At 70.5% G+C, this 24,634-nt stretch carries 22 protein-coding genes; 13 read left to right on the top strand and 9 right to left on the bottom strand.

Annotated features, from left to right (window positions below):
* Window position 1: 1 nt before the first annotated feature.
* Together AB0I12_RS14185 and AB0I12_RS14180 are read right to left on the bottom strand one after the other, a co-directional pair.
* Entirely contained in the window at window positions 2–940 is a 939-nt protein-coding gene (locus AB0I12_RS14185) for a hypothetical protein (RefSeq protein ID WP_359929108.1), read from the bottom strand.
* 31 nt (window positions 941–971) lie between these two features.
* Window positions 972–1,610, bottom strand: coding sequence for a DedA family protein (locus AB0I12_RS14180; RefSeq protein ID WP_359929106.1), 639 nt, complete (start codon window positions 1,608–1,610; stop codon window positions 972–974).
* 136 nt (window positions 1,611–1,746) lie between these two features.
* Here AB0I12_RS14180 and thrS (AB0I12_RS14175) point away from each other — a divergent pair, with 136 nt between their 5' ends.
* The gene (gene thrS / locus AB0I12_RS14175) at window positions 1,747–3,768 is read left to right on the top strand and encodes a threonine--tRNA ligase (protein WP_359929104.1); all 2,022 of its coding nucleotides are present in this window, start codon (window positions 1,747–1,749) and stop codon (window positions 3,766–3,768) included.
* Window positions 3,769–3,778: 10 nt separating this feature from the next.
* A complete protein-coding gene (locus AB0I12_RS14170) occupies window positions 3,779–4,348 on the top strand; it encodes an HIT domain-containing protein (protein ID WP_359929102.1) in 570 nt (189 codons plus the stop codon).
* A 54-nt stretch (window positions 4,349–4,402) separates the two neighbouring features.
* Here the strand turns inward: AB0I12_RS14170 and AB0I12_RS14165 are convergent, their stop codons facing one another.
* Window positions 4,403–5,353 carry a hypothetical protein gene (locus tag AB0I12_RS14165; RefSeq protein WP_359929100.1) on the bottom strand — a complete coding sequence of 317 codons (951 nt, stop codon included), beginning with the start codon at window positions 5,351–5,353 and terminating at the stop codon, window positions 4,403–4,405.
* A gap of 109 nt (window positions 5,354–5,462) precedes the next feature.
* On the opposite strand from AB0I12_RS14165, the gene pgsA reads away from it, so the two are divergent.
* From pgsA to AB0I12_RS14150, 3 genes are read left to right on the top strand one after another with little or no spacing between them, the layout of a single operon-like run.
* On the top strand, window positions 5,463–6,119 hold the full coding sequence (gene pgsA, locus AB0I12_RS14160; protein ID WP_359929098.1) for a phosphatidylinositol phosphate synthase: 657 nt from the start codon (window positions 5,463–5,465) through the stop codon (window positions 6,117–6,119).
* Window positions 6,119–6,988 (top strand): phosphatidylinositol mannoside acyltransferase, encoded by an 870-nt coding sequence (locus tag AB0I12_RS14155; RefSeq protein ID WP_359929096.1) that lies wholly within the window; start codon window positions 6,119–6,121, stop codon window positions 6,986–6,988. Before pgsA ends, AB0I12_RS14155 begins: the two co-directional genes overlap by 1 nt.
* 10 nt (window positions 6,989–6,998) lie before the next feature.
* The gene (locus AB0I12_RS14150) at window positions 6,999–8,090 is read left to right on the top strand and encodes a glycosyltransferase family 4 protein (RefSeq protein WP_359929094.1); all 1,092 of its coding nucleotides are present in this window, start codon (window positions 6,999–7,001) and stop codon (window positions 8,088–8,090) included.
* Here AB0I12_RS14150 and AB0I12_RS14145 read toward each other — a convergent pair.
* Complete coding sequence (locus tag AB0I12_RS14145; RefSeq protein WP_359929092.1) at window positions 8,066–9,028, bottom strand: transcriptional regulator; 963 nt, start codon at window positions 9,026–9,028, stop codon at window positions 8,066–8,068. The genes AB0I12_RS14150 and AB0I12_RS14145 overlap by 25 nt on opposite strands.
* Before the next feature lie 63 nt (window positions 9,029–9,091).
* Here AB0I12_RS14145 and AB0I12_RS14140 point away from each other — a divergent pair, with 63 nt between their 5' ends.
* Complete coding sequence (locus tag AB0I12_RS14140; RefSeq protein WP_359929090.1) at window positions 9,092–10,231, top strand: epoxide hydrolase family protein; 1,140 nt, start codon at window positions 9,092–9,094, stop codon at window positions 10,229–10,231.
* Between the two features lie 3 nt (window positions 10,232–10,234).
* Here the strand turns inward: AB0I12_RS14140 and AB0I12_RS14135 are convergent, their stop codons facing one another.
* Window positions 10,235–10,639, bottom strand: coding sequence for an HIT domain-containing protein (locus tag AB0I12_RS14135; protein ID WP_359929088.1), 405 nt, complete (start codon window positions 10,637–10,639; stop codon window positions 10,235–10,237).
* 62 nt (window positions 10,640–10,701) lie between these two features.
* Here AB0I12_RS14135 and AB0I12_RS14130 point away from each other — a divergent pair, with 62 nt between their 5' ends.
* The 3 genes from AB0I12_RS14130 to AB0I12_RS14120 are packed head-to-tail and all read left to right on the top strand — an operon-like array spanning window position 10,702 to window position 13,267.
* Window positions 10,702–11,151, top strand: a complete 450-nt coding sequence (locus AB0I12_RS14130) for a hypothetical protein (protein WP_359929086.1) — start codon at window positions 10,702–10,704, stop codon at window positions 11,149–11,151.
* On the top strand, window positions 11,148–12,023 hold the full coding sequence (locus tag AB0I12_RS14125; protein WP_359929085.1) for a tetratricopeptide repeat protein: 876 nt from the start codon (window positions 11,148–11,150) through the stop codon (window positions 12,021–12,023). Before AB0I12_RS14130 ends, AB0I12_RS14125 begins: the two co-directional genes overlap by 4 nt.
* Window positions 12,020–13,267 carry a tetratricopeptide repeat protein gene (locus AB0I12_RS14120; RefSeq protein ID WP_359929083.1) on the top strand — a complete coding sequence of 416 codons (1,248 nt, stop codon included), beginning with the start codon at window positions 12,020–12,022 and terminating at the stop codon, window positions 13,265–13,267. Before AB0I12_RS14125 ends, AB0I12_RS14120 begins: the two co-directional genes overlap by 4 nt.
* On the opposite strand, the gene AB0I12_RS14115 is transcribed toward AB0I12_RS14120, so the two are convergent.
* Window positions 13,264–15,453, bottom strand: coding sequence for an elongation factor G-like protein EF-G2 (locus AB0I12_RS14115; RefSeq protein ID WP_359929081.1), 2,190 nt, complete (start codon window positions 15,451–15,453; stop codon window positions 13,264–13,266). The two genes, AB0I12_RS14120 and AB0I12_RS14115, sit on opposite strands and share 4 nt — an antisense overlap.
* Before the next feature lie 119 nt (window positions 15,454–15,572).
* Between AB0I12_RS14115 and AB0I12_RS14110 the strand changes: the two genes are divergently transcribed.
* The gene (locus AB0I12_RS14110) at window positions 15,573–17,462 is read left to right on the top strand and encodes a DUF2207 domain-containing protein (protein ID WP_359929079.1); all 1,890 of its coding nucleotides are present in this window, start codon (window positions 15,573–15,575) and stop codon (window positions 17,460–17,462) included.
* A gap of 1 nt (window position 17,463) precedes the next feature.
* Here the strand turns inward: AB0I12_RS14110 and AB0I12_RS14105 are convergent, their stop codons facing one another.
* The 3 genes from AB0I12_RS14105 to AB0I12_RS14095 form a co-directional block, all read right to left on the bottom strand.
* Window positions 17,464–17,991 carry a ferritin gene (locus AB0I12_RS14105; RefSeq protein WP_359929077.1) on the bottom strand — a complete coding sequence of 176 codons (528 nt, stop codon included), beginning with the start codon at window positions 17,989–17,991 and terminating at the stop codon, window positions 17,464–17,466.
* A 51-nt stretch (window positions 17,992–18,042) separates the two neighbouring features.
* On the bottom strand, window positions 18,043–19,950 hold the full coding sequence (locus AB0I12_RS14100) for a DUF2264 domain-containing protein (protein WP_359929075.1): 1,908 nt from the start codon (window positions 19,948–19,950) through the stop codon (window positions 18,043–18,045).
* Window positions 19,951–20,065: 115 nt separating this feature from the next.
* Entirely contained in the window at window positions 20,066–21,082 is a 1,017-nt protein-coding gene (locus AB0I12_RS14095) for a hydroxyacid dehydrogenase (RefSeq protein WP_359929073.1), read from the bottom strand.
* A gap of 151 nt (window positions 21,083–21,233) precedes the next feature.
* Here AB0I12_RS14095 and AB0I12_RS14090 point away from each other — a divergent pair, with 151 nt between their 5' ends.
* The 3 genes from AB0I12_RS14090 to thrS (AB0I12_RS14080) all read left to right on the top strand — a co-directional run bounded on the left by AB0I12_RS14090 (window position 21,234) and on the right by thrS (AB0I12_RS14080) (window position 24,617).
* Window positions 21,234–22,148, top strand: a complete 915-nt coding sequence (locus AB0I12_RS14090) for a PAC2 family protein (RefSeq protein WP_359929071.1) — start codon at window positions 21,234–21,236, stop codon at window positions 22,146–22,148.
* A 226-nt stretch (window positions 22,149–22,374) separates the two neighbouring features.
* On the top strand, window positions 22,375–23,220 hold the full coding sequence (locus tag AB0I12_RS14085; RefSeq protein WP_359929070.1) for an acyl-CoA thioesterase II: 846 nt from the start codon (window positions 22,375–22,377) through the stop codon (window positions 23,218–23,220).
* Window positions 23,221–23,309: 89 nt separating this feature from the next.
* Complete coding sequence (gene thrS, locus AB0I12_RS14080; RefSeq protein ID WP_359929068.1) at window positions 23,310–24,617, top strand: threonine--tRNA ligase; 1,308 nt, start codon at window positions 23,310–23,312, stop codon at window positions 24,615–24,617.
* Window positions 24,618–24,634 lie beyond the last annotated feature (17 nt).

Raw genomic sequence — 24,634 nt, 5'->3', positions numbered from 1 at the left:
GTCAGCACTCCCCGGAGGTGGTTCCTGCCGGTACGAGGGCGCTGACGCTGAAGACAGTGCTGCTCCTGCTGTGCTTGGCCTGGCAGAGCTGGAGTCCGCCGACGTAGGCGCGTGCTCCGGCTGCCTCGCCGGCCGCGAACCACTGCGTCGCCAGCGGCCTCCGGTCGCCGGCCGGCCCAGCGTTGCCGGTCAGTGCCGCGAAGATGTGCTCCTGGAGGGTGCGAGCCGCCGTCCAGGAGCCGGCCCGGATCCCGATCACGTGGATGCCGTCGACGCTGCTGATCGCGGTCACCAGGTCCGAGTCCCGGATGCAGTTCTGGACGCTTCTGCTGTTGGAACTGGTGCAGGTGAACCCGTCGGCGGTGGCGGCGCCGGCCACCTGCTCGGCGGTTCCGGCGAACGCATGGTCGGGGAGCGTCGGCCACTTCCAGCCCTTCCGCTCCAGATCCATTCCGCCGAAGCCCTCGAGCCCGGCGCTCAGCACGGTGGCCGACCCCCAAGCGGTCCGGTGCTCGCCGCTCTTGGCGAGCAGGCCGGTCAGCTCGCCGGCGCCACTGGCTGCGGCGAAGTCCCCGACGACGGCCTCGAGGTCCGGCTTGGCCTGCGGGGCGTCGGCAGGGTCGGTGTACGCGATGTCGAACGACGCCGAGACCAGCTGACCGTCCGGCGTCGCGGTGAAGTCCGCCTTGATGTCGTGGGTGGCGTCCTTGCGGTAGCAGCCCCGGACAACCAGCGGCTTGTTGTCCGGGTACAGGTCGGAGCAGACCAGCCCGCGCTTGCGCAGCGCCCCGGTGAGGACCTGCGCCTGGCCCGTTGCCTGCCCGGCGGTGTCCGGTACGACGTACTGCGCGTCCGGCCCGCCCTGGTCCGAGCTGCAAGCGACAAGGAGCAGCGCCACAGCGGCGACGAGGATCTTGGGACTACGGAGGATTCCGGGCACGACCACACAGTGTGACAGCCCGCGGGGTCGGTCAGCGGTCGATCAGTTCGGGCTCACGTTCGACCTGAGGTTGAGCTTTGCGGAGGCGGTGGCGGACCAGTTCGACGACGAGCGTGACCGCCAGCGCGAGGCCGATCCCGAGGACGACGCCCTTCAGCGGGTTGTCCTCGAAGGCCTTGCCGCCGATGTAGCCGACGAGGGTGCAGTACAGGCCCCAACTGGCGGCGGCCAGGGCCGCGAAGGGCGTGAAGCTGCGCAGCGGGTAGCGCACCGATCCCATCGTCAGCGTGACCGCCGTCCGGCCGCCGGGGATGTAGCGGGCGACCACGAGGACCAGACCGCCACGCTCGGCCAGCGCGCGGCGGGCCCACACGACGGCCGCGTGCCGTTTGGTGCCTGGCTTCATCCGGTCGAGCAGCCGCCCGCCGGCGCCGCGGCCGAGCGCGTACGACACGTGGTCGCCGACGAACGCGCCGATCACGGAGACCACGATCACGGCGTACAGGTTCGGCTCGCCGGTGGCCGCGGCGAACACGCCGGCGGTGACGACCAGGGTCTCGCTGGGGATCGCCGGGAAGAACCCGTCCAGCGTGGCGAACCCCCACAACGCGAGATAGATCCACCACGAGGACATCAACTCTTCGGCGAAGTGCAGGATCGCGTCGGTCATACCGAAGAACCTAGAAATCCGGCCTGCCGCGGCACATCGGACGAGCGGCTGGTCCCGACCCCTACTTTCGTCAGGTGAGTCGATACCATTCGTGGCGTGACCGGCAATCGGGCCGGTCGGGAACCGAGGAGTGAACGTGTCGGAAGTCAAGGTCCATCTGATCGGCGTCGAGGGCGAGGCTGAGCGGAGTGTGACCGAGACGACGACGATCGGGGAGCTGTTCGCCGGGATCTTCGGCCAGGACCGCTCCGCCATCGCCGCCCGGGTCAACGGTGAGCTGCGGGACCTGTCCCGGGTGGTCGCCGACGGCGACGAGATCGAGCCGGTCAAGGCGTCGTCGGAGGACGGCCGGGCGATCATCCGGCACTCGACCGCGCACGTCCTCGCCCAGGCGGTGCAGGACCTGTTCCCGGAGGCCAAGCTCGGCATCGGCCCGCCGGTGGAGAACGGGTTCTACTACGACTTCGACGTGCCGACGCCGTTCACGCCGGAGGACCTGACCAAGCTCGAGAAGAAGATGCAGCAGATCATCAAGGAGCGGCAGCGGTTCAGCCGCCGGGTGGTCTCCGACGACGACGCACGCACCGAGCTGGCGAGCGAGCCCTACAAGCTCGAGCTGATCGGCATCAAGGGCTCCGCGGCGGACGCGGCCGAGGGCGCGAGCGTCGAGGTCGGCGGCGGCGAGCTGACGATCTACGACAACATCCGGCGCGACGACAGCGTCGCCTGGAAGGACCTGTGCCGCGGGCCGCACGTCCCCGCCACGGGGTATCTCGGCAACTTCAAGCTGATGCGCACCGCCGCGGCGTACTGGCGAGGAAGTGAGAAGAACCCGCAGCTGCAGCGGATCTACGGCACCGCGTGGGAGTCACGCGACGAGCTGAAGGCCCACCTGACCCGGCTCGAGGAGGCCGCCAAGCGCGACCACCGCAAGCTGGGCACCGAGCTCGACCTGTTCAGCTTCCCGGACGAGATCGGCTCCGGCCTGGCCGTCTTCCACCCGAAGGGCGGTGTGCTGCGCAAGGTGATGGAGGACTACTCCCGCCAGCGGCACGTCGAGGACGACTACGAGTTCGTCTACTCGCCGCACATCACCAAGGGCCAGCTGTTCGAGACCTCCGGGCACCTCGACTGGTACGCCGACGGCATGTACCCGCCCATGCACCTGGACGAGGAGCGCGGCGCGGACGGGCAGATCCGCAAGCAGGGCCAGGACTACTACCTGAAGCCGATGAACTGCCCGATGCACAACCTGATCTTCGCCGCCCGCGGCCGGTCGTACCGGGAGCTGCCGCTGCGGCTGTTCGAGTTCGGCACGGTGTACCGGCTGGAGAAGTCCGGCGTCGTGCACGGCATGACCCGGGCCCGCGGCTTCACGCAGGACGACGCGCACATCTACTGCACCCGGGAGCAGATGCGCGACGAGCTGCGCAACCTGCTCACCTTCGTGCTCGGCCTGCTCGCCGACTACGGCCTGGACGACTTCTACCTGGAGCTGTCCACCAAGAACCCGGACAAGTTCGTCGGCTCCGACGAGGTCTGGGAGGAGGCCACCGCGACGTTGCGCGAGGTCGCCGAGGGCTCCGGTCTGGAGCTGGTCCCGGACCCGGGCGGCGCCGCGTTCTACGGCCCGAAGATCTCCGTCCAGGCCAAGGACGCGATCGGCCGGACCTGGCAGATGTCGACGATCCAGCTGGACTTCAACCTGCCCGAGCGGTTCGAGCTCGAGTACACCGCGCCGGACGGCTCCCGGCAGCGGCCGGTGATGATCCACCGCGCACTGTTCGGCTCGATCGAGCGGTTCGTCGCGGTGCTCACCGAGCACTACGCCGGCGCCTTCCCGCCCTGGCTGGCCCCGATCCAGGTGGTCGGCATCCCGGTGACCGACGGGCACGTGGACTACCTGTTCGACGTCGCGAAGCAGCTGAAGGCGGAGGGGATACGGGTCGAGGTCGACGCCTCCGACGACCGGATGCAGAAGAAGATCCGGAACGCCCAGAAGGCGAAGACGCCGTACATGCTGATCGCCGGCGACGAGGACATGGCCGCCGGGTCGGTCTCGTTCCGGTACCGCGACGGCACGCAGAAGAACGGCGTACCGATCGCGGACGCGGTCGCGGAGATCGTCGAGTCCGTGAAGAAGCGCGTCCAGGTATGACGGAGCGGGTATGAGCGAGCACCCCGGATCGCCGTACGAGCCCGAGGAGCTGGTGCGGCAGGACGGCGTCGGGGTGCCGGACCCGTTCATGCGGTTGTGGACGCCGCACCGGATGGCCTATATCGAGGGCGAGAACAAGCCGACCAGCTCCGAGGCCGGGGCGGGGTGCCCGTTCTGCCGGCTCCCGGGGCTGCCGGACGTGGACGCGCTGATCGTGCACCGCGGCGAGGCGGCGTACGCCGTGCTCAACCTGTATCCGTACAACCCGGGGCACCTGATGGTCGTGCCCTACCGGCACGTCGCCGACTACACCGAGCTGACCGACGCCGAGGTCGCGGACGTCTCGACGCTGACCCGCGAGGCGATGCAGGCGGTCCGCACGGTGTCGGCGGCGCAGGGCTTCAACATCGGCATGAACCAGGGCGAGATCGCCGGCGCCGGCATCGCCGGTCACCTGCACCAGCACGTCGTACCGCGGTGGTCGGGGGACACCAACTTCATGCCCGCGATCGCGCACACGAAGGTCCTCCCGCAACTCCTCGCCGACACCCGGGCGCTGCTCGCGAAGTCCTGGCCGTAAACGGCAGATCGCCCACGCGGGATCACTCACCGGCGCGGGCCTGACCGGTGAAGGTCAGCGCAGGAAGAGCGGGAGCATCGGGTCGACCAGGGTGGTCAGGGTGTCGAGGGTGACCTCGCGTGGCGGGTTGGTCAGGGCCGTGACCCGGACGACGCGGCGGCCCTGGCGGAAGACGAGTTCGCCGGCCTCGGGGAGGTAGTAGCCGGGCTGGCCGATCGGCGCGAACCGGGGCGGCGGCACCTGCTGCGCTTCCGGGATCGTCGCCTGGTCGAACGCCTCCACGATCGACACGGTCGCGTCGTACGTTCCCCAGACGCACGTCAGCGCGCCCTTCACCCGGTAGTCCCGCCGCAGCTGCACCCGCAGCTGGATGAACCGCTCGGCGGCCGAGGTCGACAGCTGACAGGTCTCGTCCGCCTGCCGGGCCGGCCGCAGGGTGCGCGGTACGGCGTCCCGCGCGGCGAGCGCGATAGTGACCGCGCGTGCCTTCTCGATCCCGTCGGCGGGATCGCGGTCGATGCCACCGGCCGGCGTGATCCGCACTGCGCGGTCGCCGACCCGGAAGACGATCCGCGACTCGCTGATGGTTGCTTCCGGCCCGAGCTCCGGGAGCTCGGCGACCGACCCGGGGTTCTCCACGAGCCGGCTGAGCGTGTCCGGCTGGATCGGCAGCGCGCTCACGCCGATCGTGACCGGCAGGTCCCCGAGCAGCAGCGTGCAGAGGTCCATCGCCGGGAGTCCGCCGTCGTTCCAGGCGTTCGGCTTCGCCGTGACCGGGCCGCGGAACTTGGCGGTCAGGGTGCGCGTGATCGCCGTACACACCTGCGGCCCGGGCGCTCCCGACGTACCGTCCAGGCCCTCGGCCTGCGGGGGAGCGATCACGGTCGGGACGATCACCCTGGGTGGCACCGGGGCGGGAGCGGTCCCGTTGGCGCGCTGGGCGACCGAGCAGCCGCTGGCGGCAAGCAGGAGGACAAGCGCGCCCGCGAGCTGCGTGCGACCCATGGCGGCCACCTCCTCACCCTCCAGCATCCCCTGCCAACGGACGCCGCGCAGGCCGAAACCCGTGCCTTGTCGCCTGATGGTGACCTCGGTGAACTACGATCGCGTCGCCATGCTTAACAGATTCCGGCAGTTCTGGACCAAGGTGATCACGCCGATCGCCACCCTCCTGCTCAAGCTCGGCGTGAGCGCCGACATGGTCACGCTGGTGGGCACCATCGGTGTGTCCGCGGGAGCGCTGATCTTCTTCCCGCGCGGCCAGCTGTGGATCGGCGTCCTGGTGATCACGGCGTTCGTGTTCTCGGACCTGATCGACGGCTACATGGCCCGGACGTCGGGGACGTCGTCGAAGTGGGGCTCGTTCCTCGACTCGACGCTGGACCGGATCGCCGATGGCGCCGTGTACGGCGGCCTGGTGATGTTCTACGCGAACTCGCGGGCCGGCGACTCGACCCTGATGGCGGCCGTGACGCTGTGGGCGCTGGTGATGGGCGCGGTCACGTCGTACGCGCGGGCCAAGGCGGAGAGCCTCGGGCTGAAGGCGAGCGGCGGCCTCGCCGAGCGGGCCGACCGGCTGGTGTTCACGCTGGTCCTGGCGTTCTTCTCGGACATCTTCGACCTGCCGATCCTGCTCGAGATCGTGATCTGGTACGTCGCCGCGGCCAGCACGATCACCGTCATCCAGCGCTCGCTGTCCGTGCGCAAGCAGGTGCTGGCCGACCCGTCGAACTCCGGACTCGACACGCCGCCGCCGGACACCAAGGCCTGATGGAGAGCGGTCGGCAGCGGGCCGTCGACCTCGCTTTCGCGCTCGCCTGGACCCTGGTCCGGCGCCTGCCCGAGCGGACCGTCACCTGGCTGTTCCGGCAGGCCGCCGACCGCACGTTCCGCCGCAACGGCCGCGGCGTACGGCGGTTGCGCGGCAACCTGGCCGCGGTCCACCCGGACGCCACCGAGGCGGAGCTCGACGAACTCACCCGCGCCGGCCTGCGCTCGTACCTGCGCTACTGGCAGGAGGCGTTCCGCCTGCCCGAGTGGACCCGCGAGGAGATCGTCGGCAGCGTGCGGACGGTCAACGAGAAGGTGCTGCGGGACGCGTACGCCGCCGGGCAGGGCGTGATCTGCGCACTGCCGCACTTGGCGAACTACGACCATGCCGGCGCGTGGGCCGGGCTGACCGGCATGCCGGTCTCGACCGTGGCCGAACGGCTGCAGCCGGAGTCGCTGTTCGACCGCTTTATCGCCTACCGCAAGAAGCTCGGCATGGAGGTCCTGCCGCTGACGGGTGGCGACGAGGACGTGACCGGCGTGCTCGCGGACCGGCTCCGCGCCGGCGGTTTCGTCTGCCTCGTCGCCGACCGTGACCTGTCCGAGCGGGGTGTGCCGGTCACGTTCTTCGGCCGCCCGTCCCGGATGCCCGTCGGACCCGCCACGCTGAGCCTGAAGACGGGCGCGCCGCTGATCCCGGCGACGCTGCACTACGAAGGCCGCGACCTGGTGATCACCTTCCACGACGTCGTGGAGCCGGACGGCGGCGTGGCGGCGATGACCCAGCGGTGCGCGGACGCGTTCGCCGTGGGAATCGCCGAGCACCCCCAGGACTGGCACATGCTGCAGAGGATTTTCCTGGAGGAGTAACAATCCTGCTGTGAGGATCGGCGTGGTGTGTCCGTACTCGCTGGGCACGCCCGGCGGGGTGCAGAACCACGTCCGCGACCTGGCCGAGGCGCTGCTGGCGCTCGGCCACGAGGTCTCGGTCCTCGCCCCGGTGGACGCTGCGGACGCGGTCCCGCCGTACGTCGTCTCGTCCGGCCGGGCCGTCGGCGTGCCGTACAACGGGTCGGTGGCCCGGGTGACGTTCGGGCCGCGGACGGCCGCCCGGGTGAAGAGCTGGCTCGCCGACGGGCACTTCGACGTCGTCCACGTCCACGAGCCGACCACGCCGAGCGCGTCGATCATCGCGCTGTGGTCCGCGGACGGGCCGTTCGTCGCCACCTTCCACACCTGGCAGGTGCGGTCCCGGGCGATGAGTGTGGCGGCCGGCCTACTCCGGCCGGCGCTGGAGAAGATCGACGCCCGGATCGCGGTGTCCGAGAACGCCCGCTCGATGATGGTCCAGCACATCGGCGGTGAGGCCGTGGTGATCCCGAACGGGCTGTACACCGCCCGGTTCAAGGGCAGTCCGCGGCCGGAGTGGATGGGGGAGGACGGCACGATCAGCTTCCTCGGCCGGCTGGACGAACCGCGCAAGGGCCTCGGCGTGCTGCTGGCCGCCGTCCCCGCGTTGCTGGCCGAGAGGCCGCGGCTGAAGATCCTCGTCGCCGGCTCGGGGCAGGCCGAGGAGACGCTGCCGCCGCGGTACCACGACAACGTGCTGTTCCTGGGCCCGATCGACGACGAGGCCCGCGCCGACATGCTGGCCGGCTCGGACCTGTACGTCGCTCCGCATCTCGGCGGCGAGAGCTTCGGCATCGTCCTGCTGGAAGCGATGGCGGCAGGTGCCCCGGTGCTGGCGAGCGACCTGCCCGCGTTCCGGCAGGTCCTGGAAGGCGGGCACCTGGGGGAGTTGTTCGAGCCGGGCGACTCCGGCGAGCTGGCGGCCCGCGCCCTCCGGCTCCTGCGCAGACCCGAGGAGCGCGAGCAACTGCGCGCGTTGGGGCTGGCCACCGTGCCGAAGTACGACTGGTCGGCCCTGCTTCCCGAGCTGCTGTCCGTCTACGAGCTGGTCGCCCGCCGGTAGCGCTCGGCCAGCCGGTCGAGGTACGCCGCCAACTCCGGCGGACCGTCCTGAATCACGAAATCCACATCCAGCAGCGCCAGGTGTACTGCGAGGCTCTGCACCGTGTCAGAGCCCGTCTGCAGCAGGCAGCTCCGCTCGTCGATCGGCTCGATCGTCCCGACGGCAGGCGTCAACTGCTCGGCCAGCACAGCAGCGGGTACGGCGACCGTCACCGACGCTCGGTAGCGCCACGCCGCCGCGGACACGCGACGCGACACGTACGCCGCCACGTCGCCGCCCTCGGGCAGCTCGCGCGGTCCGAACCGCGGCCCGGTCGGGATCCGTGGACGGACCCGGTCGACCCTGAACGTCCGCCAGTCCTGTCTCTCGAGGTCGAAGGCGACCAGGTACCAGCGCCGGCCCCAGTTGACCAGCCGATGCGGCTCCGTCCGCCGAAGAGTCGGCGATCCGGAGTGCGACAGGTAGTCGAAGCGCAGCTGCTCACGGTCCCGGCAGAGCGCCGCCAGCTGCGTCAGCAGTTCGGGGTCGACCTGCGGTCCGGGCTCGTCCGGCGGCACCTGCACGGTGAAACTCGCGAGCGTGTTGACCCGGCGCCGCAGCCGCGAGGGCAGGACCTGTTCGAGCTTGGTCAGCGCCCGCAACGACATCTCCTCGACACCGGCGATGCCGGCCGCCTTCCGCAGGCCGATGACCACTGCCACGGCCTCGTCGTCGTCCAGCAGCAACGGCGGCAGCGCGGCGCCGGCCCCCAGCCGGTACCCGCCGACGGATCCACGGGTGGCGTCGACCGGATAGCCGAGGGACCGCAGCCGCTCGACGTCGCTGCGCACTGTCCGTGGGCTGACCTGCAACTTCTCGGCCAGCTCTGCACCGGTCCAGTCGCGCGGAGACTGCAGCAACGTGAGCAGTTTCAGCAGCCGCGCCGAGGTCTCGATCATGCTCGGAAGTCTGGCAGACCATTAGGAAGATAACTCGCCTAATTGGCTTCTAGCGTGAGAGCCATGACGAACAACACCGAGATCCGGCCCTTCCGCATCGACATTCCGCAGGCCGACCTGGACGACCTGCGCGACCGCCTGACCCGCACCCGGTGGGCGAGTGAGCTCGACATCGACTACACCGACGCCGTCCAGACCGGGCCGCTGCCGCCCGAATGGGAGTACGGCGTGCCGCTGTCCTACGTGCGCCGCCTGACCGAGCAGTGGCTGACGTCGTACGACTGGCGGAAGTGGGAGGAGCGGCTGAACTCGTACCCGCAGTTCGTCACCGAGATCGACGGGCAGAACGTGCACTTCTTCCATGTCCGCTCGGCGGACCCGAACGCGATCCCGCTGGTCCTCACGCACGGCTGGCCGAACACCTCGCTCGAGTACTTCGACCTGATCGAGCCGCTCACCAACCCGCGCAACGGCGAGCAGGCGTTCCATGTGGTGATCCCGTCGGTCCCCGGCTTCGGCTTCTCCGGCCCGACCAAGGACCGCGGCTGGAACAGGTACCGCGTGGCCGGCGCCTGGGCCGAGTTGATGCGCCGGCTGGGCTACGAGCGGTACGGCGCCCACGGCAACGACGGCGGGTCCTACGTGTCCCCCGAGGTCGGGCGGATCGACCCGGAGCACGTGATCGGCGTCCACGTGACGCAACTGTTCTCGTTCCCGAGTGGAGACCCGGCGGAGCTGGAGAACCTCACCGAGGAGGAGCAGGGCTATCTACAGTTCCTGCAGTACTTCAACGACAACCTGGGCGCATACGCGAAGCTGCAGGAGCAGGCGCCGCAGAACATCGCGCACGCGCTGGCGGATTCACCGACCGGTCAGCTCTCGTGGATCGCCCAACTGCTCAGCTCCTGCTCCGACGAGCACGTCCTGACCAACGCGACGATCTACTGGCTGACGAACACCGGTGCGTCGTCGGCACGCTTCTACTACGAGGACAAGCACGCCGAGCACCCGAAGGAGCCGACTACCGCGCCGACCGCGCTGGCCAGCTTCGCGTTCGACTTCCGTCCGCTGCGCCGGTTCGCCGAGCGGGACCACGCGAACATCGTGTCCTGGCACGAGTTCGACCGCGGCAGCCACTGGGCCACCCAGGACGCACCGGACCTGCTGCTGCAGGACCTTCGCGAATTCTTCGCCGGGCGATAAGGCTCAGGCGAGCTTGGCGGCCGTCGCGTTGATCTCGTCCAGGTCCCCGGGCGTCGGGTGCCAGGGGAGCTGGAGGGGGTCGTCCTTGTAGCGCGGGATCACGTGCAGGTGGGTGTGGAACACCGACTGCCACGCCTCGGCGCCGATGCAGCTGAGCACGTTGGCTCCGTCGGCGTCGAGCCGGTCGATCACGCGGGCGACCAGGGACTGGGCGAGCAGGGTCGCGCCGGTGAGGTCCTCGGGAGCGGCTTCGCGGAGATCGGCCGAGTGCGCCCGCGGCACCACGAGCAGGTGCCCGGTCGTCCCGGGGTTGATGTCCATGAAGGCGATCGCCCGGTCGTTCTCAGCGACCTGCGTGGAGGGGATGGTGCCGGCCACGATCCCGCAGAAGATGCAGTTCTCGCTCATCCGCACAGGCTATACACTGCGCGAGCCGAACCCCTGCCCATCTGTGTCGTACTAGGAGCCCGATGCCGGACGAACTCCTGCGCCCGACCGTCGGTGCCGGCGTGGACATGTCCGCGCGCCCGTGGCGGCTGATGTCCCAGACGTACGTCGCGTTCTTCGGCGGCGTGCTCGCGTCCACGGCGGTGGCCTACCTGAACGCCGGCCGGCTCGGTGTCGACGCCGCCAAGCGCCGGCTGATCCTGCTCACCGGCCTGGCCGGCCTGCTGGCCGTGATCGGCGTCTTCGTCCTGCTGTACGGCGACAGCGGCGTCACGTCCGGTCTCCGGGTGAGCATCCGCGTCGTCGCCGTCCTGTGCTGCCTGGCCCAGCTCCGGCTGCAGCGGCCGATGGACCGCGCGTTCCAGCTGCGCGGCACGGACTACGGATCGCTGTGGGGCATGGGGATCGCAGCGACGATCGGCGGCGCGGTCGCCGAGGCCTTGATCCTCCTCCTGGTGACGGTGGTGCTGTGAACGATCCGAGTGAGGCCCGCCTGCGGATGGCCGCGCACTGGCTGCAGATCGGCCGCCCCGAGCGGGTGCTCGACGAGCTGCAGGGGCTGTCCGGTGACGCCGCGGTCGACTACCGCGCATACCTGTTCCGCGGCGCGGCCCTGCATGCGCTCGACCGGAACGCCGAGGCGATCGACGTCCTGCGGGACGGCCTCACCCTGCACGGGCCGTTCCCGGCGATGCTGCACGTCCTCGGGTCGTCGCTGCGGTCGGAGGGGCGCCTGCCCGAGGCGGAAGCGGCGTTCCTGCAGGGCCTGAGCCTCGACCCGAACGATCCCGACCTGCTGATCGGGTACGCGCACGTCTGCCTCGCGGCCGGACAGGCCGAGAAGGCGAGCGCCCTGGTCGAGCGGGCCGCGTCCCATGCCCCGGAGAGCGTCGCGGTCTCGGCGGCGCGCGCCCAGGTGGCGTTCGCGCTCGGCAAGGACCGCGACATGCACCGGCACAGCACCGAGGCGCTGGCGCACGACCCCGAGGACCCGAACGCGCGGGCCCTGCACGGTACGGCGTCGATGCTCACCGGTGACTCGCGGTCCGGGTACCGCTCGCTGGCCTCGGCGGCCGCGGCCCAGCCGGGTGACGCGGACCTGCGCGCCGCCGCCCGCGAGGCGAAGATGTTCAACCACCCGCTGATGCTGCCGCTGCGGCCGTTCGCGCGGTTCAACCCGCTGGTCGTCTGGGTCGCCGCGGTCGCGGTCATCTACGGCCTGCGGATCGCCGGGCTCGCGCCGCTGTCCTTCGCGTTCGCCATGTTCTGGCTCGGATTCTGCGTCTACTCGTGGGTGGTCCCGCCACTGGTCCGCCGTTGGCTCAACCGAAAGTGGGGTTCATGAGTAACGACCGGATCGACGCGCTGCGCAAGGCCGTCGACGGCAACCCGGACGACGTGCTGCTGCGGCTCGTGCTGGCGGAGTCGCTGGTCGCGGCCGGCGAGACCGAGGAGGCGCTCGACCAGTACGTCGTCCTGCTGGACCAGTACGGCCTGCCGGACGACCAGTTCGTACCCGTCGGTGAGCTGGCCGCGGCGAACGGGCGGCTTGCCCTGCTGCGGAACCTGCTCGAAGCGGCGCGCCAGCAGGGCGTGGTCGAGGGGACCGGGCGGCTCCAGCAGCTCGTCGACGGCATGATCTCCGAGCGCAGCGGCGTCCGGATCAAGGTCGGCCCGGAGGACGAGCAGGACCCGCTGGTCCTGGACACCCCGAAGGAGACCACCACCTTCGATCAGGTGGGCGGCATGGAGGAGATCAAGCGGGTCATCCACCGGATGGTGATCCTCCCGCTGAGCCGCCCGGAGCTGTACGAGAAGTACGGGCGGAAGTCCGGCGGCGGCGTGATGCTCTACGGACCGCCCGGCTGCGGCAAGACGCTGCTGGCCCGGGCGACCGCGGGGGAGTGCGGGCTGCCATTCGTCAACGTCCGCATCGAGGACGTGATGGACCCGTACCTCGGGGTGTCCGAGCGCAACCTGCACGCCGCGTTCGAGCGCGCCCGGGCCAACGCGCCGTGCGTGCTGTTCCTCGACGAGCTGGACGCGCTCGCGTTCGCCCGCCACAAGCACGGCGGGTCCGAGGCGCGCCGGCTGGTCGACGTCCTGCTGCAGGAGCTCGACGCGATCGGCTCGGAGAACGAGGGCCTGCTCGTGCTCGCCGCCACCAACGCGCCGTGGGACGTGGACGAGGCGATGCTCCGCCCCGGCCGCTTCGACCGGGTGATCTTCGTGCCGCCGCCGGACGAGCCGGCCCGCGCCGACATCCTGTCCGTGCTGACCAAGGACGTGCCGGCCGACGGTCTCGACCTGAAGGCGCTCGCCGGGCAGACCGCGATGTTCAGCGGCGCGGACCTGCGCGCGCTGATCGAGCGCGGCGTCGACAAGGTCATCGACGAGGCGCTGTCGACCGGCGGCGAGCCGCCGCTGGCGATGCCGCACCTCGCCGACGCGCTGACCGCGGTGAAGCCGTCGACCCTCGACTGGCTGCACCGCGTGCGCTCGTACATCGAGTTCGCCAACCAGAGCGAGCGGTACGACGACGTGGCGGCGTACCTCAAGTCCCGTGACGTACGCCGCCGCCTCAGCTAACTCTTCAGCTTGGCCGCCGCCGACTCGGGCATCGCCTCGTAGCGGGAGAACTCCCGGGTGAACGACGCCGAACCGTGCGACAGCGAGCGGAGGTCGATGGTGTAGCGGGTGATCTCCACCTGCGGCACCTCGGCCTTCACCAGCGTCCTGTTCTCGCCGATCTTGTCGGTGCCGAGCAGCCGCCCGCGCCGGCCGGACAGGTCGCTCATCACGGCGCCCACCAAGTCGTCCGGCACCAGCACCGAGACCAGGTCGACGGGCTCGAGCATCGCCACCCGCGAGGCGGCCGCCGCCTCCCGCAACGCCAGGCTGCCGGCCATCTGGAACGCCATGTCCGACGAGTCGACGCTGTGCGCCTTGCCGTCGAGCAGCGTGACGCGGATGTCGACCATCGGGTACCCGGCCGCGACGCCCTTCTCCATCTGCGCCCGGACGCCCTTCTCCACGCTCGGGATGAACTGCCGCGGCACCGCGCCGCCGACCACCTTGTCGACGAACTCGAACCCGGTGCCCTCCGGCATCGGCTCGACCTCGATGTCGCAGACGGCGTACTGACCGTGGCCACCGGACTGCTTCACGTGCCGGCCGTGCCCCTTCGCCGGCCCGCCGAACGTCTCCCGGAGCGGGACCCGCAGCTCCACGGTGTCCACCGTGACGCCGTACCGGTTCGCCAGGGCGTCCAGGACGACGTCGGCATGCGCCTCGCCCATGCACCACAGCACGATCTGGTGGGTCTCCGGGTTCTGCTCGATCCGCAGCGTCGGGTCCTCGGCGGCCAGCCGCTGCAACCCCACCCCGAGCTTGTCCTCGTCGGTCTTCGCGTGCGCCTGGACGGCGATCGGCAGCAGCGGCTCCGGCATCGTCCACGGCTTGAGCAGCAGCGGATCCGCCTTGTCGGAGAGCGTGTCACCGGTCTCCGCTCTGGTCAGCCGGCCGACCGCGCACATGTCCCCGGCGACCACCGCGCCCGCGGGCCGCTGGTTCTTGCCGAGCGGGAACGACAGCGTGCCGATCCGCTCGTCCTCGTCGTGGTCCTCGTGCCCGTGCGACGCGCCGCTCTGTGCACCCTTCTGGGCGCCCTCCTGGCCACCGTTCTGGGCGCCGAAGAACGACGTGAAATGGCCCGACACGTGAACCGTCGCGTCGGGCCTGATGGTGCCGGAGAACACCCGCACCAGGCTGACCCTCCCGACGTACGGGTCCGACGTCGTCTTCACCACCTCGGCCAGCAGCGGACCGGCGGGGTCGCAGGTGACGCCTTGGCGGGCGACGCCGTGCGGCGTGAAGACCTCCGGGATCGTGTGCTCGGGCGGCGACGGGAAGCCGCTGGTGATCACCTCGAGCAGCTCCAGCGTGCCGACGCCGGACGCGCTGCAGACCGGGACGACCGGGAAGAACGAGCCACGCGCGACCGCGTGCTCGAGGTCCTCGATCAGGATCTTCTGGTCGATCTCCTCGCCGCCGAGGTAGCGGTCCATCAGCGATTCGTCCTCGGACTCCTCGATGATGCCCTCGATCAGCGAGCCGCGCAGTTCCTCGATCTGGTCGCCGTACGACGGGTCCGGCGCGGAGGTCGACCGCTTGCCGCCGGCGTACTCGTAGTAGGTCTGGGAGAGCAGCCCGATCAGCCCGTCACCAGCGGGCAGGTACAGCGGCAGCACCTTGTCGCCGAACGCGGCCTGGGCGGTGCCGAGCGCGTTCTGGTAGTTCGCCCGGGCGTGGTCGAGTTTGGTGATCACGACGGCGCGCGGCATCCCGACCTCGTCGCACTCCTGCCAGACCGTCCGGGTCGGCTCGTCGACGCCCTCGCTCGCCGAGATCACGAACAGCGCACAGTCCGCGGCGCGCAGACCGGCCCGCAGCTCGCCGACGAAATCGGCGTACCCCGGCGTGTCGATCAGGTTCACCTTCACCGTGCCGTTGACACCGGCGTGCGGGAGCGAGGCCAGCGACAGGCCGACCGAGCGCTGCTGCCGGATCTCGGCGTCGTCGAAGTCGCACACCGTGGTTCCGTCCAGGACGGTGCCGGGTCTGTTCAGGACTCCGGAGGCCACCAGCAGGGCCTCGACGAGGGTGGTCTTGCCGGCGCCCGACGGGCCGACCAGAACCACGTTGCGGATGGCGGCCGGGCTGTCCACAGCGGGCGCGGCTCCGGTGCCTTGGGAAGTGTTCGTCTTGTCAGCCATGACGTTCCTCCTGGTCCACCCACGATTCCGCTAACCGTCACTTCGCACAAGGCCCATCAGGTCCCGGATTCGTGACCGCCTCCGCCACCCGGACCCCGCTCCTCGGTAGGGTCACGGGCATGCGTAGGGCACTCGGGGTAGTCGTCGGCCTGTTGTTCGCGGTCCTGGCACTGGCCGGCTTCGCGGTACCGGCGAGCGCCGGCCCGGCGGAGGCCGGGGACGAGATCGAGAACTTCGCGATCGACTACCAGGTGTCCATGGACGGCGTGCTGCACGTCACCGAGACGATCGACTACCGCTTCGCGGACAGCGGCCGGCACGGCATCTACCGCGACCTGGTGATCCGCGAGCCGTACAAGGACGACAAGTCGAAGGACCAGGAGTACCGGGTCTCGAACATCAAGGTGTCGTCACCCAGCGGCGCGCCGTCCGAGTTCACCGAGGACACCTACACCGGCAACCAGGGCCGCTACCAGGAGCTGCAGCTCAGGATCGGATCCGCGGACAAGACGATTCCCGGCACGCAGGCGACGTACGTGATCAAGTACGACGTGCGCGGCGCGCTACGGCACTTCGACGACCACAGCGAGCTGTACTGGGACGCGACCGGCACGGCCTGGAGCGCAGACATCAACCAGGTCGACATCAAGGTGACCGTTCCGGGCGGAGTCCAGAAGACCTCCTGCTTCCAGGGCGGGATCGGCTCCACCGAGGAGTGCACGAGCACGGTCAGCGGCGAGCAGGGCGTCTTCGGCGCGACCGACCTCGCGCGTGGCGAGGGCATGACGATCGTCGCCGGAATCCCCGCCGGCGCGGTCCAGAACGACACCCCGATCGTGGTCGACCCGCCGAGCTGGCTCGAGCGCAACGGGGTGTCCTGGCTGTCGCTGATCGGCTCCGGCATCGTGACCGCGGCCGCGATCGTGCTCGCCGCGCTCTACGCCAAGCTCGGCAACAAGGACCAGCGGTACGCCGGGATGCCGCCGGGCACGTTCCCGCCGGACGGTTTCGCCGCGCAACCGGTCCAGGACGACCTGAGCGAGGACCAGATCCCGGTCGCGTTCGCGCCGCCGAGGATCCCGGTCGCCGAGGGCGGCCTGCTGATCGACGCGAAGGCGACGACCACGGAGACGGCCGCGACGCTGATCGACATGGCGGTCCGCGGCGGTGTCCGGATCGACAACGACGGCGACTCGCAGAAGGCGGTGCTGCTGAACCCGGCGGCCGCGACCGCTCCGCACGAGCAGGCGCTGATGCTGGGCCTGTTCCCGGGCCTGCAGCCCGGCACGGAGGTGCAGTTGCGCCGCGGTGCGGTGGGCGACAACACCATGCGGAACGCGCACAACGCCATGATCAAGGCGCTCCGCGACCAGGTGAAGGCCCGCGAGTGGTACCTGCGGATGCCGCGGGCCGGCGGCGGCTCGGCGTTCAAGAACGGCTTCGGCTGCGCGTGCATGGCGATGATCGGCATCTGGGTCGTCGGCGGCGGGATCTTCGGGACCGTCGCCAGCGCCGCGACCGGCGGTTTCGGCCGGGCCGTCGTGGTGGCGGTCCCGGTGCTCGCGGTGATCGTTGCCATCGGCCTCTGGATTGCGATCCGGGGCCGCGGGCAACGGAACCCGGCCGGCCGGGCGGTGACCGACCAGCTGATCGGCTTCCGGAAGTACCTGGCCACCGCCGAGGCGGACCAGCTGCGCTTCGAGGAGGGGGAGGACATCTTCTCGAGGTACCTGCCCTGGGCGATCGCGTTCGGCCTGGCCGACCGCTGGCAGAAGGTGTGCGAGCAGCTCGTCGCCGCGGGCCGGATCCCGGCGGACCCGTACTGGTACTCCGGCCCGTCCTACTACACGTCGGGCTGGACGGCCGGGGCCGTCGGCTCTTCCGTCGCCAGCAGCTTCGACCCGCCGCCGACGCCGTCGAGCTCGGGCGGTGGCGGCGGGAGCTCGTCCGGCTTCAGCGGCGGCTCGTCCGGCGGCGGTGGCGGCGGCGGAGGCGGCGGGAGCTGGTAGCTCAGACGGCGCCGCCGGCCGTGGCTGGGGCGGTCGGGTCCGCGGCGGCCTCGCCGACGGCCTCGCGGGCCAGGAAGTCCTCGAGGTGGAAGAGGTTGTCGCCGGCCCGCTTGGCGACGTTCACCAGCGTCTTCATCGTGGACACCTCCTCGACCTGCTCCTTGAGGAACCACTGCATGAACTGCTCACCGATGTAGTCGCTCTCGTCACGCGCCGTCCGCGCCAGCGTCTCGATCTGCTTGGTGACGGTGATCTCCTGCGCCAGCGCGAGCTCGAGCGGCGCGAGCGCGTCCTTGAACTCGGACTCGACCTCGCCGACGGACGGGATCTGCGGCCGGACGTCGTTGTCCAGCAGGTACTGGACCATCATCATCGCGTGGTTGCGCTCTTCCAGCGACTGCTTGTAGAAGTGTGCGGCCAGCCGGGGCAGATCCTGCTCGTCGTACCAGACAGCGACCGCCACGTACTGCTGCGAGGCGGTGAATTCGTTCCGGATCTGTTCCTGCAGGAGTTTCTCGTACGTGCTCATGCCGTCAATCTAACGGCCATCCGGCGAATACACACGCTTGGCGAGCCTGACCTAACCGGCGCGATTCCGTCCCAGCTCGACGACCTCCACGACACCTCCGGGCAGGCCGATCCGCACCGTCGTCCCGTCGACGATCACATCGATGCCCTCGGCAAGCGCTTCCGGCCGCAACGCGTCCCGGGTCAGCAGCACGGCGTTCACCAGCACCAGCGGCTCGCCGCGATGCGGTGCGGTCAGGTACGGCGTCGCCGAGTGCGCCCCGAACGGGTTCACCCCGAGCCCGCGGTGCACGCCCGCCTCGTCGTACCCGTGCAGGCCGACCACCGCGGACACCAGGCCGTCGGCGTTCCGCGCCGCCGCGGCCACGTCGCTGACCGTTGCCGCTGGCAAAGACTCGCCGGCGACCGCGAAGCCGCCGCTGCGCACGAGCGCCCCGGCCGGACCCTCGACCAGCGCACACCTGATCTCCCAGCCGCTGCGCACCACGGACGTGATCTCGATCGCCCACGGTCCCTCGGAGCCGAGCCAGGCGTTGTGCCACGACGACGCCGTCCGCCCGTCGACGCCGAGCCGCCGGATCCGCCCGCGACCGCTGGCCGTCCCGTCGGGTGAGACCAGCGAGATCAGGTTGTCGACGTGCGGCTCGTGATCGGACAGGTCCGGCCCCGCGTGGTTCGCGTACGCCAGCCGGTTGTAGTGCGGGTCACCCGCCGGCTCCACGCCATCCGGCTCCGCCACCGGCGCGTGGTCGGCGCCGTGGTTGACCAGTTGCACCACCTGGTCGTGGCGGCTCCCGTGCAGGATCCAGCCCGGCTCCGGCATCGCCTTCAACTGGTCCGCGTCGTCGAGCGGGACGGAGTCCTCCGGGTCCGACCAGACCGGGTGCTCCGGCGGCAGGATCAGCCCGACGAACCCCTTCGAGGCCCAGTACGGCGAGCCAGGTCCTGAGTACTGCTGCGTGGTCGGCAGGAACGTGTCGTACCACCCCAGCGTCAGCACGCCGCGCTCGTCCGGCACGCCGTGCTGCACGAAGTGCCGCGCGATCCCGGAGCACAGCCGCCGCGTCTCGCCCGGCGTCAACGGCGTCGAGTCGAGCAGCGCGCCCATCCAGTACGGCGCCGCGGCCGCCATCCGGTACGTCAGCGACCGGCCCTGGTAGATCGGGGCGCCGTCGTTGCCGACCAGGTGGACGGCGTCGTCCAGGAAGAGCTTGATCCGCTCCTTGTAGAGCTTCAGCCGGTCCTCGTACTGCGCTCCCGGTGTGGCGGCGGCCATCCGCGCCCACAGGCCCGGGTACAGGTGCATCGCCCAGCCGATGTAGTTGTCGAAGTTCTGTCCGTCGCCGTCGGAGTACCACCCGTTGCCGACGTACCAGTCCTCGATCCGGTCGAGGCCGGCGTCGATGTCGCTCTGCTCGAAGGGCGCGCCGACGGACGCGAGGAACTGCTCACTGACGACCTGGAACAGCCGCCAGTTGTTGTCGTGCGTCGTCGAGTTGTTGAACCCGCCGAGCCACTCCGCCACGTGTTCCTGCGCGCGGGTGTCGAGCCGGTCCCAGATCCACTCGCGGGTTTCGTGCAGCGACACCGCGATCGCCGCGGCCTCGACCATCTGCTGCGACCTAGGGGTCAGCCGCAGCCACGCCTCCGGGTGGTCCGGGTTCGCGCCGTTCGTGACGCCGCGCGCGTAGCGCTCGATCAGCTGCTCACAGCCCTTGCCCTGGACGCCGGCGATCCGGAACGCGGCGAGCATGAACGACCGCGCGAAACCTTCCAGCGCGTCCGACGCCGTACCGGACCGGCTCGGCCGGCCGGGCAGCTCGACCAGGGAAGCGCCGGGGGAGAAGTACGGCACGAGCGAGTCGAGCAGGTGATCGGCGAGCGCCTCCCAGTGCGCCCGCACCCATCCGGTCTGGCGCGACAGCTCGCGGTCGGTGTCGGGCAGGATCAGGCTGGTCATCGGGCCTCCCGGTCTGGACTGAGGAGCGTAGGGAGCGAAGCGACTGGAGCGACGAGGGAAGACCGGGAGTGACAGCCCGATGGCCCGCCGCGCCGGAGGCGCGGCAATGACGCAGTCATGCGAGTCTCCCGAGTTCGGAGGGGCTGATGGCGTGTTCGAGCGGCCGGCCGGTCGCGAGGCGTTCGAGTTCGCCGACGGCGAGCTCGCCGAGCCGGGCGATCTCGTTGCCGACGGCACCGGCGACGTGCGGGGTGACGAAGACGTTCGGGAGGTCGAGCAGCGGCGAGTCCGGCGGCAGCGGCTCGGGGTCGGTGACGTCGAGGATCGCGTCGATCCGGCCGGTCGCGCACTCACGGATCAGCGCCTCGGAGTCAATGATCTTGCCGCGGGCGGTGTTGATCAGCGAGGAGCCGTCCTTGAGCAGCCCGAGCAGGCGCGCGTCCACCAGGCCGACGGTCTCCGGGAGCAGCGGAGCGTGCACGCTGAGGATGTCGCTGCGCCGGAAAAGCGTGTCGTTGTCGACCAGCTCCGCGCCCAGCGCTGCGGCGTCGTCCACGGTCAGGTACGGATCGCTGATCAGCACCTCGAGGTCGAACCCGCGCAACCGCTCCGCGACCATCTTCGCGATCCGGGACGCCCCCAGCAGGCCGACCGTCGTCCCGTAGCTGCCCGGCATCCCGTGCGGGTCCGCCTTGCGCCGCTCCAACCGGTACTGCGCCGCGAGCCGGAACGCCCGCTTCCCGGCCAGCACGATCGCGGCGACCGTGAACTCGGCGACCGGCTGTGCGTTCGCGGTGGCCGCCGACGAGACCTGGATGCCGCGGTCGAACGCGGACGGGTCGACGATCGCCTTGACGGAGCCGGCCGCGTGCAGGATCGCCTGCAGCTTCGGCGCCGCGTCGAGCACCTCCGGGCCGATCCGCGGGCAGCCCCAGCCGGTGAGCAGCACGTCGACGTCCGGGAGCGCCGCCCGGACGGCGGGGTCGGCGAGAAAGCTGGTCCCGGGGCCGACCGGCAGCACGGTGGCGATCGCGTCGAGGCGCTGCCGGACCCGCGGTACGAGGACGCGGTCCCGGCTGGCGTCGTTCATCGCCAGCATGACGGTCAGGGCGGAATCTGGTTCGCGGCTCACGACGACAACTTAGCAAGCGCTTTCCGCAGCTGTCTCGCCGACCGCCGAGTCTTGGAACATCCTGAATCTTTCCGGCGGCCGGAATTACCGCGCGACGTCGCGGCGTTGGTCAAGGTAGAACTACCTCTCGGCCATGATGAAGGAGACGACGATGCTGCGACCGGACGACCTCTACGAGATCGTCGACGAGTCGGTGGCGACCGGCCCGGCGGCGACGCCGAAGGTGCTGGTGCACTCGCTGGACGGGTTCATGGACGCCGGCCAGGCCGGCCGCGTGACCGCGGACCACCTGCTCGAGGTGCTGGACCACCGGTTGCTCGCGCGGTTCGACGTCGACCTGCTGCACGACTACCGGGCCCGGCGGCCCGAGGTGACGTTCGCCGAGGACCGGTTCACCGACTACGACCCGCCGCACCTGAACCTGCACCTGGTGACCGACGACGCGGGGGTCGATTTCCTGCTGCTCGAGGGCGCCGAGCCGGACAACCACTGGGACCGGTTCGCCGGGGCGATGCGCCAGCTCATCGAGCTGTTCAACGTGACGCTCACGATCGGCGTACACGGCATTCCGATGGGTGTGCCGCACACCCGGCCGCTCGGCCTGACCGCGCACGCGACGCGGCCCGAGCTGGTCACCCGGTCGAACATCTGGGACGGCGAGATGCGGCTGCCCGCGAGCGCCGGGACGATGCTGCAGGTCCGCCTGGGCGAGGCCGGCAAGGACGCGATGGGCTTCGCCGTCCACGTGCCGCACTACCTGGCCGAGAACCGCTTCCCGGGCGCCGCGCTCGCGCTCGTGCACGCGATCTCCGCCGCGACCGGCCTGCTGCTCCCTAGTAAGGCCCTGCTCGACGAGGCCGCCGTCACCGGCCGGCTGGTCGACGAGCAGGTCGAGGCTTCCGAGGACGCCAGCGCGGTCGTCAAGGCGCTCGAGACGCAGTACGACGCGGCCGAGGGCTCACTCAGCCGCAAGAGCCTGCTCGCCGACTCCACCCCGTCCGCCGACGAGCTCGGCGCCGAGGTCGAGCAGTTCCTCGCCGAGCTGAACCGCGACGACAACGACTAACGCCGCACCACCCGCCCACCCACTGCCCGCACGGCGGACACGCCCGGCCACCCTCGGCATTTGCCTGGTACACCAGCCAAATGCTGGGTTTGTCACCGCTGTTCAGGCTGACAAACCCCACATTTGCCTGGTCCGCCAGGCAAATGGGAGCGCGCGGCGGGACGGACGTGATGGTTTCCACAGCAGGTACGGCGGTGTGCGGGGCCTGAGGCTGTCAGGATGAGGCATGCCTGAGTCGTTGGAGGATCTGGTCGAGCTGCTCGACCTGGAGAAGATCGACGTCGACCTGTTCCGTGGTCGTCAGCCGCAGACCTCGATGCAGCGGGTGTTCGGCGGACAGGTGCTCGGCCAGGCGCTCGCGGCGGCCGCGCGGTCCGTCGACCCCGAGCGCGTCGTGCACTCGCTGCACGGGTACTTCCTGCGCGCCGGTGACACGTCGGTACCGATCGTGTACCGAGCGGAGCCGACGCGCGACGGCGGCTCGTTCAGCAGCCGCCGGGTGGTGGCGTCGCAGCACGGGAAGCCGATCTTCTACATGTCCGCGTCGTTCCAGCGGCCGGAGCCCGGCCTGGACCACCAGGACCCGATGCCCGACGACGCCGTACCGCCGGAGGAGGCGCCGCGGCTTGCGACCGTCCTGGAAGCGCAGTCGGGCCGCCCGGCCGCCGACTGGGATCGTGAGTGGGCGGCGCTCGACGTACGGCTGGCCGGCGTCACCGGCCGCCAGTTCTGGATCCGTGCCGCCGGCAAGCTTCCCGACGACCCGGCGCTGCACGCTTGCGTACTGGCCTACGCCAGCGACCTGACGCTGCTCGGCGCGAGTCTGCTCCCGCACGGCATCGTGATCGGCGACCGCCGCGTCCAGCCCGCTTCGCTCGACCACGCGCTCTGGTTCCACCGCCCGTTCCGCGCCGACGAGTGGCTTCTGTACGACCAGTCCTCGCCGTCGGCGTCCGGAGCTCGAGGGTTCGCCACCGGCCGGCTGTACACCGAGCACGGCAACCTCGTCGCCTCGGTCGCGCAGGAGGGACTCATTCGTCCCGTCGGTCTCGACTCCGATCTGCTAACGTAGACACGTGTTCAAGCGCGCAGTAGTGACGACGACGCCGGAGTTTGTCCCGGCGCGCTGACACCTGACTGTCGACCGAAGCCCCGGGGCGAGTGCCCCGGGGCTTCGTCGTTCCCGTGGTCGCTCGCCCCTTCTCAGACGAGGAGACCACCATGTTTGACCACCGCAAAGTCGGCCGCGAACTCGGCCTGTTCGACTCCGACCCGCTGATCGGTGCGGGCCTGCCCTACTGGCTACCCGCGGGCGCCGCGGTACGCCGCGCGCTGGAGAGCTACATCGCCGAGGTCGAGCGAAGAGCCGGCTATCAGCAGGTGTACTCGCCGGTGCTCGCCAAGAAGGAGCTGTACGAGATCTCCGGGCACTGGGCGAAGTACCACGACGACATGTATCCGCCGATGGAGATGGGCGGTGAGGAACTCGTCCTGCGGCCGAGCATCTGCCCGCACCACGCCCTGATGTTCCGCTCCCGCTCGCACTCGTACCGCGAACTGCCACTGCGGATGTCCGAACTGGGCGGCCAGTACCGCGCCGAGTTGTCGGGCGCGATCGGCGGCCTCAGCCGGGTCCGCGCGATGCAGCTGAACGACGCGCACATCTTCTGCCGGCTCGACCAGGTCGCCTCCGAGGCCGCCTCGGCGCTGGACCTGATCAACCAGGCGTACGCGGACATGGGCATCAGCGCCTCGCGCTACGTGCTCGCGCTGCCGGCTGTCGATGCGGAGTTCAACAGCCCGTCGAGCAAGTACGTCGGTGACGCGGCCAGCTGGGCCGAGGCTGCCGAGATCCTGCGTGAGGTGCTGAAGAACGCAGGCGTCGCGTTCGAGGACGCGCCGGGGGACGCGGCGTTCTACGGGCCGAAGATCGACATCCAGATGGAGGATTCGGCCGGCCGGGAGTTCAGTCTGTCGACCGTCCAGATCGACTTCCACCAGCCGGCCGCGTTCGGCCTCGAGTACATCGGTGCCGACGGCAACAAGCACCGGCCGGTGATGGTGCACCGGGCGATCGTGGGCAGCATCGAGCGCGCGATGGCGCAGCTGATCGAGGTGCACGGCGGTGCGTTCCCGGCGTGGCTGGCGCCGGTCCAGCTCGTCGTCCTGCCGATCTCCGACGACGAGGAGAAGCTCGCCGTCGAGGTCGCGCGGCGGGCGTCGGACCGGGGCTTGCGGGTGGAGGTCGCGCACGCCGACGAGGGCAGTCTGGGCGCCCGCATCCGCGAGAACCGGCTGGCGCCGTACGCCGCGGTCATCGGCGCCCGCGAGGCCGCGGCCGGTGCGCTGGCAGTCCGGGAGCGCGACGGCAACCGTTGGGATCCCGCCCCGATCGGCGAGGTTCTCGACCGGGTCAGGGCAGAAGCCGATCCCCAGGCCCTCGCAATCGATCGTTCGGAGCCGGCGTGAGCGTGCCCGCGCCGCGA

The sequence above is a fragment of the Kribbella sp. NPDC050459 genome (genome assembly GCF_040655315.1).
Lineage (GTDB): Bacteria > Actinomycetota > Actinomycetes > Propionibacteriales > Kribbellaceae > Kribbella.
This window is presented reverse-complemented; position numbering and strand designations above follow the sequence as displayed.